At 72.5% G+C, this 14,348-nt stretch carries 13 protein-coding genes, 1 pseudogene and 1 riboswitch; of the genes and pseudogenes, 7 read left to right on the forward strand and 7 right to left on the reverse strand.

The annotated features are described in order from the left end of the window. Positions 1–456 (reverse strand): annotated as a pseudogene (locus tag AE652_RS19410) (AraC family transcriptional regulator); the annotation flags it as partial. Between the two features lie 113 nt (positions 457–569). On the opposite strand from AE652_RS19410, the gene AE652_RS19415 reads away from it, so the two are divergent. After that, positions 570–926 (forward strand): VOC family protein, encoded by a 357-nt coding sequence (locus tag AE652_RS19415; RefSeq protein ID WP_049653225.1) that lies wholly within the window; start codon positions 570–572, stop codon positions 924–926. 17 nt (positions 927–943) lie between these two features. Continuing rightward, positions 944–1,375: an SRPBCC family protein gene (locus AE652_RS19420; protein ID WP_049653226.1), complete on the forward strand. Its 432-nt coding sequence runs from the start codon at positions 944–946 to the stop codon at positions 1,373–1,375. A gap of 59 nt (positions 1,376–1,434) precedes the next feature. Here AE652_RS19420 and thiC read toward each other — a convergent pair whose 3' ends face one another. Beyond that, a complete protein-coding gene (thiC, locus tag AE652_RS19425; protein ID WP_049653228.1) occupies positions 1,435–3,249 on the reverse strand; it encodes a phosphomethylpyrimidine synthase ThiC in 1,815 nt (604 codons plus the stop codon). Then, a riboswitch (TPP riboswitch) is annotated at positions 3,244–3,378 on the reverse strand. Its footprint overlaps the gene before it by 6 nt. Before the next feature lie 238 nt (positions 3,379–3,616). Here thiC and AE652_RS49245 point away from each other — a divergent pair. Beyond that, positions 3,617–6,112 carry a PKD domain-containing protein gene (locus tag AE652_RS49245; RefSeq protein WP_049653232.1) on the forward strand — a complete coding sequence of 832 codons (2,496 nt, stop codon included), beginning with the start codon at positions 3,617–3,619 and terminating at the stop codon, positions 6,110–6,112. An 87-nt stretch (positions 6,113–6,199) separates the two neighbouring features. On the opposite strand, the gene AE652_RS19435 is transcribed toward AE652_RS49245, so the two are convergent. Next, positions 6,200–6,400 (reverse strand): DUF5326 family protein, encoded by a 201-nt coding sequence (locus tag AE652_RS19435; RefSeq protein WP_049653234.1) that lies wholly within the window; start codon positions 6,398–6,400, stop codon positions 6,200–6,202. 262 nt (positions 6,401–6,662) lie between these two features. Between AE652_RS19435 and AE652_RS19440 the strand changes: the two genes are divergently transcribed. Then, positions 6,663–7,964, forward strand: a complete 1,302-nt coding sequence (locus AE652_RS19440; RefSeq protein ID WP_159028491.1) for a hypothetical protein — start codon at positions 6,663–6,665, stop codon at positions 7,962–7,964. Between the two features lie 196 nt (positions 7,965–8,160). Beyond that, positions 8,161–9,465 (forward strand): hypothetical protein, encoded by a 1,305-nt coding sequence (locus AE652_RS19445; RefSeq protein ID WP_159028492.1) that lies wholly within the window; start codon positions 8,161–8,163, stop codon positions 9,463–9,465. Between the two features lie 62 nt (positions 9,466–9,527). Here the strand turns inward: AE652_RS19445 and tenA are convergent, their stop codons facing one another. Then, on the reverse strand, positions 9,528–10,199 hold the full coding sequence (tenA, locus tag AE652_RS19450) for a thiaminase II (RefSeq protein ID WP_049653239.1): 672 nt from the start codon (positions 10,197–10,199) through the stop codon (positions 9,528–9,530). Positions 10,200–10,362: 163 nt separating this feature from the next. Here tenA and AE652_RS19455 point away from each other — a divergent pair, with 163 nt between their 5' ends. Then, positions 10,363–10,743, forward strand: coding sequence for a phage holin family protein (locus tag AE652_RS19455; protein WP_049653241.1), 381 nt, complete (start codon positions 10,363–10,365; stop codon positions 10,741–10,743). Between the two features lie 96 nt (positions 10,744–10,839). On the opposite strand, the gene AE652_RS19460 is transcribed toward AE652_RS19455, so the two are convergent. Next, positions 10,840–11,265 carry an SsgA family sporulation/cell division regulator gene (locus AE652_RS19460; RefSeq protein ID WP_049653243.1) on the reverse strand — a complete coding sequence of 142 codons (426 nt, stop codon included), beginning with the start codon at positions 11,263–11,265 and terminating at the stop codon, positions 10,840–10,842. A 197-nt stretch (positions 11,266–11,462) separates the two neighbouring features. Beyond that, positions 11,463–12,356 carry an IclR family transcriptional regulator gene (locus AE652_RS19465; RefSeq protein WP_082345841.1) on the reverse strand — a complete coding sequence of 298 codons (894 nt, stop codon included), beginning with the start codon at positions 12,354–12,356 and terminating at the stop codon, positions 11,463–11,465. Positions 12,357–12,594: 238 nt separating this feature from the next. Here AE652_RS19465 and AE652_RS19470 point away from each other — a divergent pair, with 238 nt between their 5' ends. Further along, complete coding sequence (locus AE652_RS19470) at positions 12,595–13,137, forward strand: NUDIX domain-containing protein (protein WP_049653246.1); 543 nt, start codon at positions 12,595–12,597, stop codon at positions 13,135–13,137. On the opposite strand, the gene AE652_RS19475 is transcribed toward AE652_RS19470, so the two are convergent. Beyond that, the coding region (locus AE652_RS19475) for a globin domain-containing protein (RefSeq protein WP_049653249.1) at positions 13,138–14,348 on the reverse strand (1,211 nt) is incomplete at its 5' end.

Below are 14,348 nucleotides of genomic sequence, written 5' to 3' on the forward strand. Positions count from 1 at the left end.
CGGCCGGCCTGCCCGCCGGGCGCGGGCGGTCGGCTCACCGGCCGCGGCCGCGACGAGGCGGAGCAGTTCCTCCGCCAGCGCGTAGTCGATGTCGCCGGTGCCCGCGGCGGCGACCAGACGGCGGTGGGCGAGGTCGACGCGCGCGTCGACGTACACCGTCGTCGCGGCGGGCGGGCGCCCGAGCAGGGAGGGCTCGAACCTGACCGACGTGCAGACGTCGCCGCCGGCCGGGTGCGCGAAGCGCTCCTGCTCACCGGGCGCGCCCAGGTAGGCCGTGGTCGCGTCCAGATCGGTGTCGGTGCCGTCGGCCGACCGCCGGAACCTGCCGCGTCGCACCAGCACCAGGCGGTGGTCGTCGCGGCTCTCCGGCCGCGACCACCGGGTGTGGTCGGAGCGGCACCCCACCACGGTCACGGTGAACTCCGGCCGGTCGGCGAGGGTCGATGCGGACAGCATGCCGCGGACGGTACCCGCCGGGTACGACAGGACGGCCCGCAAGGATCTTCAAGACCTCCGGTGCCGTCACCCCGGATGCTGGGGCCCACGTGACGACACGAAGGGAGCCATCCATGGCCGTCCACGCGGAGCTCACCACGATCACCATCGACTGCGCCGACCCCCGGGCCCTCGCCGGGTTCTACCGCCAGGTCACCGGCTGGGACCTCGGCCAGGCCGACGACGACTTCGTCCAACTCGGCGCGGGGCCGGTCCGGTTGGCCTTCCAGCGGGTCGCCGGCTACCGGGGCCCCGGCTGGCCCGACGCCGCGAAGCACGCCCACCTCGACTTCACGGTCGCCGATCCCGAGGCCGCGGTGCAGGAACTGCTCGCGGCGGGGGCGAGCAGGCCGGAGTTCCAGCCCGGCGAAGGCGATTGGACCGTTCTCGCCGACCCCGAGGGCCACCTGTTCTGCATCGCTTCGGCCTGACGAGGAGTCGACCACCCATGGCCTCGATCCACAAGGAACTCGTCATCGACGCCCGCCCCGAGGCGGTGTGGTCGGTGCTCAGCGACTACGGCGCGGTGCACGAGCGGCTGGCGCCCGGGTTCGTCACCGATACCGTGCTGAGCTCGGACACGCGCACCGTCACCTTCGCCGACGGCACGATCGTGCTCGAACGGCTCGTCGACCTCGACCACGAGGCGATGCGGGTCGCCTACACGGTCGTCGGCGGCAGCCTCCACCCGTCCCACCACCACGCGTCCATGCAGGCCCTTCCGGAGGCCGGCGGCCGGACGAGGTTCGTGTGGCACACCGACGTCCTGCCCGAGGCCCTGGCCGCACCGATCGCCGAGTCCGTCGAGCACGGTTCGGCGGTGATCCGCCACACGCTGGAGGCCGCCGCACCGGTCGCCGGCCACGACGCCGGGAGGTAGCGGAGGACCGCGAAAGCGCCGCCCCGAGGTACTTCGGGGCGGCGCTCGGGTGTCCCGGGTCAGTCCACCAGCGGGAGGTAGACCTTGTTGCCCTGGGCCGCGAACTCGGCGGACTTCTCGGCCATGCCGGCCAGCGCCTCGGCGTCGAACTCGCTGGAGACGGCGGTGGATCCGTCGCCGTGCTCGTCGCGGATCTTCTGGGAGATCTTCATCGAGCAGAACTTCGGGCCGCACATCGAGCAGAAGTGCGCGGTCTTGGCGGGCTCGGCGGGGAGGGTCTCGTCGTGGAAGTCGCGGGCGGTCTCCGGGTCGAGGGCCAGGTTGAACTGGTCCTCCCAGCGGAACTCGAAGCGGGCGTCGGAGAGGGCGTCGTCCCAGGCCTGGGCGCCGGGGTGGCCCTTGGCCAGGTCGGCGGCGTGGGCGGCGATCTTGTAGGTGATCACGCCGGTCTTGACGTCGTCCCGGTTGGGCAGGCCCAGGTGCTCCTTGGGGGTCACGTAGCAGAGCATCGCGGTGCCCCACCAGGCGATCATCGCGGCGCCGATGCCCGAGGTGATGTGGTCGTAGCCGGGGGCGACGTCCGTGGTCAGCGGGCCGAGGGTGTAGAACGGCGCCTCGTCGCAGATCTCCTTCTGGAGATCCATGTTCTCCCGGATCTTGTTCATCGGGACGTGGCCCGGGCCCTCGATCATCACCTGGACGTCCCGCTCGCGGGCGATCCGGCCGAGCTCGCCGAGGGTCTTCAGCTCGGCGAACTGCGCCTCGTCGTTGGCGTCCGCGATCGAGCCCGGACGCAGGCCGTCACCGAGCGAGAAGGTGACGTCGTAGGAGGCGAGGATGGAGCAGAGCTCCTCGAAGTTGGTGTAGAGGAAGTTCTCCTGGTGGTGGGCCAGGCACCAGGCCGCCATGATCGAGCCGCCGCGCGAGACGATGCCGGTCTTGCGGCGCGCGGTGAGCGGGACGTAGCGCAGCAGCACGCCGGCGTGGACGGTCATGTAGTCGACGCCCTGCTCGCACTGCTCGACGATGGTGTCCCGGTACACCTCCCAACTCAGCTCCTCGGCACGGCCGTCCACCTTCTCCAGGGCCTGGTACAGCGGCACGGTGCCGATCGGCACGGGGGAGTTGCGCAGGATCCACTCGCGGGTGGTGTGGATGTTGCGGCCGGTGGAGAGGTCCATGACGGTGTCGGCGCCCCAGCGGGTGGCCCAGGTCATCTTCTCCACCTCCTCCTCGATCGAGGAGGTGACGGCCGAGTTGCCGATGTTGGCGTTGATCTTCACCAGGAAGTTGGTGCCGATGACGGCCGGCTCCACCTCGGGGTGGTTCACGTTGACCGGGATGACGGCCCGGCCGCGGGCCACCTCGGCCCGCACGAACTCGGGCGCCAGGCCCTCGCGCAGCGCCACGAACTCCATCTCCGGCGTCACCACGCCCCGCTTGGCGTAGGCGAGTTGGGTGACGGCGGCACCATCGCGGCCGCGCAGCGGACGGCGCGGGCGGCCGGGGAAGACGGCGTCCAGGTTGCGCAGGTTCCCGCCGCGCGGCGAGGTGTGCTTGATCCCGTCGTCCTCGGGGCGCGACTCGCGGCCGTCGTACTCCTCGACGTCGCCGCGCTGGCGGATCCAGGGGTCCCGCAGCGCGGGCAGGCCGCGCCGCACGTCGGGCTCGTACGACGGGTCGGTGTACGGGCCGGAGGTGTCGTACAGCGGGACGGTCCCGCCGTTGGTGAGCCGCACCTCGCGGTACGGGACGCGCAGGTCGGGGCGCGTTCCCTCGCGGTAGGCCTTGTGCCAGGCCGGGGTCGGGTAGCCGGTGCGCTCGCTGCTGGGGGCGCTCCGGACAGACTGCGGCTGTGCTTCGAACGTGGTCATCTGACCTCTACTCCCTACGCCGGCATTACCCGGTCAGGTTCCTGCGGTCGACGCAGCCGTCGGTCCGTCCGTCGACGTCCCGGTCAGCGTCCTCTCAGCCCGGTGCTCCGAGCTCCCGCGTCGCAGGCGGTGTTGCCTGCACACGACGCCCAACACCGTAGCGAGCGGATCGCCGCAGGTCCAGAGCGCCTCACGGGCCGGCGGCGGGTCCGCTTCGACGGCACCCCAGTGGCCGAAAGTGTCCGAACGCACCCTCATAATGCTCACGAATGCTCCGCAGGCACTCCACCGGGTCGGGCACGGCCCCTCCGTGCGGGCGACCGGCCCGGGGTGTCGCGGCTCTGACGATTCTTGGGGGAAGTACTCCGTGCGCATCCGTCACGCGGCCGGCCTGAGCGCCGCCGTGGTCTCCGCCGTGGTGGGCCTGCCACTGCCCGCGGTGGCGGCCGAACCGGCCGCAGTCCTGTACGTCGAAGGCTCCAACTCCGCCTGCTCGAACAGCGGTCCGGGCACCCGGGCGGTTCCGTTCTGCACCGTCCAGGCCGCCGCCGACCAGGTGCTGCCGGGCCAGACCGTGGAGGTCGCGTCGGGCACCTACGCCGAGGACCTGACCGTCCGGCGCTCCGGCGAGCCCGGCAGGCCGATCACCTTCCGCGGCGCCGGCCGCCTCGCCCTGAAGAAGACCCTTCCGGTCATCGCCGGTCCGCAGAAGCAGGCGGTGCGGATTTCCGGCCAGCACGACGTCGTCATCTCCGGCTTCGACGTGACCCACTTCGAACTCGACGGGGTCAGCCGGGTCGAGCTCTCCGGAAACTTGATCGAGCAGCCGAACGGCGACGTCCTCCGGCCGGCCGTCAACGTCACCGGCGCCAGCGACCACGTCCGGGTCGAGCGCTCGATCGTCAGTCTGGCCCACGGCGGCGTGAAGGTCGGTCCGGGCATCTCCGGGACAGTGATCGCCGGCAACGACTTCAACTCCACGTTCGGGTCGGCCGTGTCGCTGACCGACGCGCCGAACACCGTCATCACCCACAACACGGTGCGGTTCCAGTGGTCGGTGTCGACCGCCTTCGACCTGGCCGGCGCGTCCCACCACGCGACGATCACGAACAACCTCGCCGACATGTCCGTCGTCCGGGTGTCGGCCGGCTCGACCGAGGGCACCGTCCTCGACTACAACACCATCCAGCCCCCCGGGCTCGGCCACATCCCCACCTACGAGTGGGGTGGCACCAAGTACCAGTGGGCCGAGAACCTGAAGGCCGCGACCGGCCAAGGCGGCCACGACCTCAACGTCAGCGTGCAGTTCGACCCCGACCTGTGGGGGTACTCGATGCCGGTGGCCGCCCTCGGCTGGCTGCCCAACGGCGTGATCGACTCCGCCGGCCCCGAGGTGCCCGGCGTCTCGGCCGTCGACCTGCTCGGCCACAGCGCGACGGACCACCCGGACGTCCCCAACACCGGCCCGAACGGCGGTTTCCGCGACCGCGGCGCGTACGAGGTCGTCGGCTCCTTCAAGACCGACCTCAAGGTGACCCCGGAGACCGGCTCCGACCCGCTGGCCGTCACGGTCGACGCCAACCCCGTCGTCCCGTCGCGGATCACCGACTACTCCTACGACTTCGGCGACGGCACCACCGCGTCGGGGCCGAACCGCCCCACCGTGCGTCACGTGTACGCCAAGCCCGGCGACTACCGGGTGCAGCTCACGACCACCGACGAGTTCGGCGCCAGCCGGACGGATGTGCAGTGGAGGAAGGTCGACTACACCCCGGCCGGCTACCCCGCGATCGCGCCGACCCGCATCCTGGACTCCCGCCAGCCCGGCGGCCGCTACCCGCGGCTCGGCCCCGGCGAGACCATCGACCTGGACCTGCGCAACCGCGTCTCCGGCTCGGCCGGCACCCTGGTGCCCCCGGGCGCCACGGCCGTCGTGCTCAACCTGACCGCCACCGAGGGCACCGCCGACAGCCACCTGGACGTCTACCCGTCCGCCGCCGCCCGGCCGACCACCTCGAACGTGAACTTCGGCCCCGGCCAGGACGTCGCCAACCTGGTGACCGTGCCGATCGGCCCGGACGGCAGGGTGGTGGTGCGCAACAACGCGGGCTACGTGCACACCGTCGCCGACGTCCTCGGCTACTTCACGGCCGGCAGCCCCGACCGCTTCACCTCCGTCGCCCCGGCCCGGCTGCTCGACACCCGCTCCGACGCCACCCCGCTGACCGGAGGCACCCCCCGACGGCTCCAGGTGGCCGGCGCCGGCGGCGTCCCGGCGGGCGCCACCTCGGCGGTGCTCAACGTGACCGCCACCGAGTCCGCCTCGGCGGGCTTCGTCACCGTCTACCCCGGCGGAACCCAGCGCCCCGCGGCCGGCTCCAACCTCAACACCGCCCCGGGCCGGAACATCCCCAACCAGGTGGTGGTCCCGCTGGGCGCGGACGGCAGCGTCGAGCTCTTCACCAACGCCTCCAGTTCGCACCTCGTGGTCGACGTCTTCGGCTACTACGGCCCGGACGGCAAGGGCCTGTTCACCCCGGTCCCCCCGACCCGTCTGCTCGACTCGCGGGGCAACGTCACCTTCACCCCGTTCTCCACCCAGCAGGTCCGGGGCGTGCCCTCCGGCGCGACCGCCGCGGTGGTCAACCTGACGGCGACCGGCACCACCGGGGCCACCCACCTCACCGCGTGGGCGTCCGGGACGCCCCAGCCCGACACCAGCAACCTGAACGCCAGCCCGGGGCTGGACGTCTCCAACCACACCACCGTCCCGGTCGACGACGGAGGCCGGTTCGACATCGCCAACCACGCCGGCACCACCCAGGTCATCGCCGACCTCTTCGGCTACTACCGCAACCAGTAGCAGCACTCCGGACACCGGAGAACGCCAGAGGCCCGGCTCCCCGTCTCGCGGGGGGCCGGGCCTCAGGGCGGCGGTCGGGGCGGCCGGTCAGCTCTTGGCCGCCTTCTTCACCAGGACCACCACGGCGGCCGCGATACCGACCACCACCAGCAGCTTGATCACGATCGAGAGCAGTGCGCCGACGACGCCGAACACGAAGGCGACGATGTTCCAGGCCAGCACCAGGACCAGCACCGGGATGACGATGTTGCGCACCCAGGAGGGCAGCGACTTCCAGAGCTCAGCCATGTCGGTTCCTCTTCTCCCCTCGGGTCGGCCGCCGTCCGGTGCCGCATCCCGCTTGCTTTCGGTACTTCGATCGTACGGTGGCGCGAGTGCCGGAACGAGGCCCAACGGCCCGGAGAGAACCCCGAGATCCCCCCGATCCCGACCCCCCGGGTGACCCCCGAGAATTCCTCCGACGCGGCACAACCCCCGGCCTTCCGGAACGTCCTACCTAGTGCCGGGACCATGCCCTCCCGGCGCCGTCTACCAGGGGGGAACCCGACCCATGCGGGCCAGCACAGCCATGTCCACCGCCGCTCTCGCGGCGCTCAGCCTCACCGTCGCGGCCCTCGCCGCGGTGCCCGCGACCGCCGCCCCGGCGGCCGCCACCGCTGCCGCCGACACAGCCCCTGGCACCACCGCACCGGCCGGATTCGTCGGGATGGCCCCGAAGCGCGTCCTGGACACCCGCGACTCCAACCAGGTCCCGGAGACCCGCACCGCGCGGCCGCTCCAGGAGGGCCAGTACTTCTCCACCCCGATCGCGACCGGCTGCCACAGCCACCCCCCGCAGGAGTGCTACGGCGTCGTCCCGGCCGACGCCACGGCCGTGGTGGTCAACGTGACCGTGACCGACCCGACCGCCGACAGCTTCGTGACGGTCAGCGGCACCCCCGGCACGCCGGGCACCAAGCCCGCCACCTCCAGCATCAACTTCAGCGCCGGCCAGACCATCTCCAACCTGGTCACGGTCGCGACCGGCCCGGTCAACCGCTTCGTCCCGTGGCTCACCCTGTACAACAACGCGGGCACCGCCCACGTGGTGCTCGACGTGGTCGGCTACTACAACCCCACGGCGACCGACAAGTACGGCCCCCTGACCCCCACTCGGATCGCCGACAGCCGCGACAACGGCACCGCCGGTCGGCTCCGCGGCGACGAGATGCGCTCGTACCTGGTCGCCCGCCCCGAGCTGGGGACCGCGGACGCCACCTCGGTGATCCTCAACATCACCGCGACGGAGGGCACCTGGGACAGCTTCCTGACCGCGTACCCGACCGGGACGATCCGGCCCACCAATGGCTCGAACGTCAACTTCCCGGCGGGCACGACGGTTTCGAACCGCGTCGTGGTGCCGGTCGGGCCCGACGGGAGGATCAACCTCTACAACCACGCCGGCTGGGTGCACGTCATCGTCGACGTCGTCGGCTACTACGGACCGTCCGGAAAGGGCCTGTTCAGCGCGCTCAAGAACCCGGTGCGGGCCTTGGACACCCGGAACGGCTACTCGGTGGCCACCGGGTCGACCGTGCAGGTCCAGGCCGTCCCCACCGACGGCTCCGTGCCGAACGCCATGGGGGTCGAAACGAACATCACGGCCACCAACGTCCTCGCGGACGGCCACCTCACCGTCTTCCCCGGGCCCGGCCAGGCACCGAACACCTCCACCCTCAACGTGAGGGCGGCGCGGGACACCTGCAACTCGGCGACCACCGCGGTGACCCCCGAGGGCAGGTTCTCCGTCTTCAACCACGGGTTCGGGCTGGACCTCATCGCCGACGTGAACGGCTACTACGTCACCGGCTGAGCCGGCCACGATCCCGCCCGGCCCGCCGGCCCCGGAACACCCGGGTCGGCGGGCCGGGCGGGGCCCGGGACGAGCGGCGTCCGGGCACCCCGCCGGGAATTCCGCCGGAGGGGCACAACCCCGGGCGGCCCGATGCGTCCAACCAGTACTGGAAGCAAGCCCGTCCAGCACCGTCGACCCCCGGGGGGATCCGATCATGCGGGCCAGAACAGCCATGTCCCTCGCCGCCCTGGCGGCGCTCGTCCTCACCGCCCCGGCCCTCGCCGCCGTCCCGGCGACCGCCGCACCCGCCGCGGCACCTGTCGCCGCCACCGCCGCACCCGACGTCACCGCACCGGCCGGGTACGTCGGGATGTCCCCGATCCGGGTCCTGGACACCCGCGACGACAGCAAGGTCCCGGAGACCCGCACCGCGCGGCCGCTGCGGGCCGGCGAGTACTTCTCGACCCCGATCGCCACGGGCTGCCTCAACCCCCCGCGGCAGGAGTGCTTCGGCGTCGTCCCGACCGATGCCACGGCCGTGGTGGTCAACGTGACCGTGACCGACCCGACCGCCGACGGCTTCGTCACGCTCGGCTCCGCCCCCGGCGCGCCGGGCACCAAGCCCGCCACCTCCAGCATCAACTTCAGGCCCGGCCAGACCGTCTCGAACCTGGTCACGGTCGCGACCGGCCCGGTCAGCCACGACGTCCCGTGGCTCACCCTCTACAACAACGCGGGCACCACCGACGTCGTCCTCGACGTGGTCGGCTACTTCCGGACCGCGGCGACCGACACGTTCCGCCCGCTGTACCCGAGCCGGATCGCCGACAGCCGCCGCGACACCACCGGCCGGATCGACACCGACTCGGTGCGCAGCTACCACGTCGCCCGCACCGAGCTGGGGACCACGGACGCCACCGCGGTGGTCCTCAACGTCACCGCGGTCGACGGCTACCGGGACGGCTTCCTGACCGCGTACCCGGCCGGGGAACCCCGGCCCGACGCCGGCTCGAACGTCAACTTCCCGGCGGGCTCGACGGTCGCGAACCGCGTCGTGGTGCCGGTCGGCCAGGACGGCAGGATCAACCTCTACAACCACGTCGGCCCGGTGCACGTCGTGGTCGACATCGTCGGCTACTACGGACCGTCCGGCAAGGGCCGGTACAGCGCGCTCAGGACACCGGTGCGGAGCCTCGACTCCCGGCTCGGCGGCGGACCGGTGCCGGGGTCGGGCACCCGGATGATCCAGGCCGTCCCCACCGACGGCTCCGTGCCGAACGCCTTCGCCGTCGAAGCCAACATCACGGCCACCAACGTCCTCGCCGACGGCTACCTCGCGGTGACCCGCGAACCGAACCTGCAGACGGGCACCTCCACCGTCAACGTGGTGCGGGGGCAGACCACCTCCAACTCGGCGACCGCCGAGGTGCTCGAAAGCACAGGCACCTACGCCGTCTACAACCACGGGGCCGACCTGGACCTCGTCGCCGACGTGAACGGCTACTACGTCACCGGCTGACCAGGCACCGTCCGCCCGTCGCCCGGGGCGTCCCGGACGGCGGGCGGACGTTCCCGGACGGCTCAGACCGGCCAGCGCTCGCCGCGCCAGGCGGCGTCCCAGAACATCCACTCGTAGCGCGAGGTGGTCACGAAGTGCCCGACCACCTTCCGGCGTTCGGCCGCGGACAGCTCCTCGCCCAGCCGGTCGGTCAGCGCCAGCACCCGGCGGACCACCGACTGGAAGGCCTCGTCGCCGTAGGTGGAGATCCACTTGGCGTACAGCGGGTCGGGCGAGCCCTGGGCGAGCAGCGCCTCGCCGACCCGGGCGTAGATCCAGTAGCAGGGCAGCACCGCGCCGAGCGCCTCGGCGAAGGAGCCGCCGTAGACGGTGGCCAGCAGGTAGCTGGTGTAGGCCCGGGTGGTGGGCAGCACCGGCTCGGCGGCGGCCTCCTCGGCGCTGCCGCCGAAGGCGGTCAGGAACTCGGCGTGCATGCCCTGCTCGGCGGCCAGCGCGCCGACCGCGTCGTCGGCGAAGGCCCGGACGTCCTCCTCGCCGGGCGCCTTGGCGGCGCAGACGGCGAGCGCGCGGGCGTAGTCGCGCAGGTAGTGCGAGTCCTGGACGACGAAGTGGCGGAAGGCCTCGCGCGGCAGGGTGCCGTCGGTGAGCCCGGCCAGGAAGGGGTGGGCGAGGATCTCGGCGTACACCGGCTCGATGGCCGCCCAGAGTTCTTCGGTCAGCGTCTTGGTGCTCATGACGCGACCCTAACCGCCGGGGCGGCCGGTCCTCCGCCCAGTGTGCCGCCGTCCTCCCCCGTCCCCGGGCCCGTCCGTCCACCTCCCGGACCAGGGGCATTCAGCACGACCCCGCCGTGTGGTGGTTCCGCCGGGAGGGTGGTTCCTGTCAGGCTTGGGCGGCATGAAGGGTTTCCTCATCAAGACACTGATCAACGCGGCGGCCATCTGGGTCGCCGCCTGGATCGTCAGCGGCATCCAACTCGCCCAGGGCAAGGCCGACTGGCAGCACAAGGCGCTGACGGTGCTCGGCGTCGCCGTCGTGTTCGGCGTGGTGAACTGGCTGATCAAGCCGGTGGTCAAGCTGTTCTCGTTCCCGCTGTTCATCCTCACGCTGGGACTGATCACCTTCGTGATCAACGCCCTGATGCTCCTGCTCACCTCCTGGGCCTCCGGGAAGCTGAGCCTGGACTTCCACGTGACCAACTTCGGCTCGGCGCTGGTCGGTTCACTGATCATCAGCCTGGTCGCGTGGGGCCTGCACCTGGCCCTGGACGACGACTGACCGGTGCCGTGCGGACGGCCGAAAGGGGCCCGCACCCGGGTGTTGCCACCGGGTACGGGCCCCTTCGCCGTTCCTGTGCGACCGCGGCCGGGGCGATCACCCCGCGTTCTCACGCCCCTTGAGCAGGTCCGCGAGCTGGGCGTCGATGTCCCGCCCGGAGAACTCCTGCCCCATCGGCACCAGCCGGTCGGTCCGCGCCAGGAAGGCGATCAGCGGCGCGGACGAGGCGCACAGCAGGGCGTCCCCGTCGGGGGAGTGCAGCACGATGCGGACCTCCGAGAGCTCGTCGCCGACCGGGCGGATGTGCACGTCGCCCTCGCCCGCCGGTCCGCTGATCCCGTCGAGCAGCAGCTCCCGCGCGAAGTACCAGGTGACCGGGGCGTCGCCGGGCAGGTGGAAGGTGAGCCGGACGGCGTACGGGTCGTCGGCCTCGTACGCCAGGTCCACCGGGAGGCGGAAGGAGAGCTCGTGCGAGACCACGAGGTTCATCACCAGGTGACCCTGGACTGTGCTGTGCTGCATGGCGCCAGTACCTCTCGTTCTGCCCGCGCCGTCGGTTCGCTTGGTCCGATGGCGGCGGACATGTTTTCGACGGTTTTTGTGACGGTTTATGCAACCAATCCACGTTCGATCATCATCGTCCATGTTTGGGGATGTAGTGGACAAGGCGTGCTTTTTCAAATGGTGAACGAGCCGAAGCAGGTCCAGACCAAGTGGTGTCAGAAGATGAACGACGGACTCATCGCCCCGACCCCGCGCCGCAGTTGGCACGCGACGGAGACCAGCCGGTCGGCCCGCTCGACCGGGAGCGACAGGGCCATCGTGGCGACCACCGGGCCGATGGTGATCGGGACGGCCGCGCAGACCGTGCCGAGCGCGTACTCCTGACGCTCCAGCACCGGCATGGTCGGCCGCAGCGAGGCGAGCCGGCGCAGCACCGCGGTCTCGCCGGTGAGGGTCGACGGGGTGAGCCCGGCCGGCGGGTGGCGGGCGAGGTGGTCGCGGCGCTCCTCCTCGGGCAGCTGGCCGAGCAGGCACTGGCCGATGGCGTGCGCGTGGGCGGTGGCCCGGAAGTCCGCCCAGGGCTCGACGGCCGGGCGGTTCGGGTCCTCGGCCACGTCCACCACGTGGACCTCGCCGTCCCGGTACAGCGCGAAGTAGACCGCGGCGCCGAGCTCGTCCCGTAAGGACCGCATCCGCGTCCGCAGGTCGGGGCCGCCGCACCGGCCGCGGGAGCGGGCTATGCCGTCGAGCGCCTCCCCGTGGAAGAAGCGCCCCTCGGAGCGCCGCAGGTAGCCCTCGTGGGCCAGGGTCCGCAGCAGGTGGTAGGCCGTGCCGAGGGGCAGTTCGGCGGCCCGGGCCAGCTGCTTGGCGGTCGCGCCGCGCCGGAAGCCCCCGACGGCCTCCAGCAGCCGCAGCGCCCGCTGGACGGAGCCGATCAGGGTGGGCCCGCGGTCCGCCCCGGGCGGCCGCGGCGCGGCGGGCCCGGCCTCCCGCGCGGTCCCGAGCGGTCGTGCCGCCTCGAACGGTTGCTCTCCGAACGGGTGCTCCCCGAACGGTCGTGCTGTCTCGAACGGTTGCGTCTTCTCGAACGGCTGTGCGATCCGATCCATGACACCCAACCCCCAGCCCGAGTCCCTCGTACAGGTCCGTGCCCAGAACGGGCATGCGGAACGAAACCTCCGATTTGCCCGATAGCTGCTCATTGCAGCACAGCGGGACCCCGAACGGATGCACCCGACCGGGTCGGCGTTTCGACCCGTTCCCGGTGTGTTTCGACCCGTTCCCCGGGTTTCGTTCCTCCCTCGGCGCGGGAGACTTCCGCACAACGCGCCAGTCCCGGAGGTGGCCATGGGCCCCGAGAACCGCACCGCGCCACCGCGCCCGGTCGTGAAGCGCACCGCGCGGGCGATCCTGCTGGAGCTGGACCCGGACGATCCGTACGGCCCGGCCTCGATCGTGCTGATCCGGCGGGTCCGGCCGGACTCGCCGCACCCGTACTGGATCACGCCCGGCGGCGGGGTCGAGCGGGAGGACCGGACGGTGGTCGAGGCGCTGCACCGCGAGGTGGACGAGGAGCTCGGCGGCAAGGTCGTGGACGTGGTGCCCGCCTTCGTCGACACCATCAGCCACACCCACCATGACGACGGCACCCCGCTGCACCCGCACGGGGTCAAGGTGCAGCACTTCTTCGTCTGCCGGCTCGCCTCGATGGACCTCGACCGACGGCACGGGCCCGAGGTGACCGACCCCAACGGCGAGTACGAGGTGGTCCGGCTGCCGTTCACCCGCGAGGGCGTCACCTCGGTCAACGTGGTCCCGCCCCGGCTGCGGGCGTACCTGGCGGCCAACATCGAGGGCATCCGGGCGCTCCTCGCCCCCGACCTCGGGTGATCACACGGCGGCCGGGTCGCCGACCGGGTCGTGCCGGATCAGCTCGGCCGGGACCCCGGCCCGCAGCAGCACCCCGACGCCCCGGCGCACCATCGCCGGCGGCCCGCTGAGCACCGCCTCGCGGCCGGTCCACGGACCGAACCGGCCCACCGCATCCGGCAGTTCGCCGGTCAGCAGCCCGCCGGCCAGCAGTCCGCCGCCCAGCGGACCCCCGGCGTGGCCGCCGCCGGAGAGCACCGGACGGACCGTCAACCAGGGGTGGCGAGCGGCCAGTTCGCGCAGCCCGTCCAGCGCGTACAGCTCCTCGGCCCGGCGGGCCCCGTAGAACACCTCGACCCGGCGGCCGGACGCACCGTGCTCGGCGGCCTCCTCGACCAGGGCGCGGACCGGCGCGATCCCGGTGCCGCCGCCGAGGCAGAGCAGGTCCCGGCCGGCCGCGTGGTCCACGGTCATCGCGCCGGCCGCCGGGCCGAGCCGCAGCACGTCCCCGGGCGCGGCCCGGTGGACCAGCGCGTTGCTCACCCAGCCCGCCTGGACGGCCTTGACGTGGAAGGTCAGCAGCCCGTCCGGGCGGGGCGCGCCGGCGAAGGAGTAGTGCCGCCAGACCCGCGGCCACCAGGGCGTCTCCAGCGCGGTGTACTGCCCGGCCCGGAACGGATAGGCCTGGTCCGGCCGGACGGTGACCACCGCGACGTCCCGGGTGCGGCGCTCGTGCCGGACGATCTCGCCCTGCCACCAGGCCGGCGAGGTGCGGGCGTCCTCCTCGGCGGCCTCGATCATGGCCGAGGAGATCATCCGGTAGGCGCGGCGCCAGGCCGACTCGGCCTCGGCGTCCCAGCGGTCGCCCGCGTACCGGGCCAGCGTTCCCACCAGGCACTCCTCCACCACGGCGTAGTGCCCGGCCAGCGCGCCGTACCGGCGGTGGGACCGGCCGAGCCCGGCCAGCGTGGCGCGCAGGGCCGCCGGCCGGTCGAGCTCGCGGACCACGGCCAGCAGGGTGCGGAACAGCCGCTCGCGGTGGACGTCCATGGCGGCGGGGAAGGACGAGCGGAGCTCGGGGTGGCGCAGGAAGAGCAGCGCGAAGAAGTGCGCGGTGGCCCGGTCGGCGACCGGCTCGACGGCGGCGAGGCCGGCCCGGACCAGCCCGACCTCCCGGGCGGTGAGCGGCCGGCGGGCGGTGGCCGGGTCCTGCCCGGCGGCGGGGAGCGCGG

The sequence above is a fragment of the Kitasatospora sp. MY 5-36 genome (assembly GCF_001182915.1).
GTDB lineage: Bacteria > Actinomycetota > Actinomycetes > Streptomycetales > Streptomycetaceae > Kitasatospora.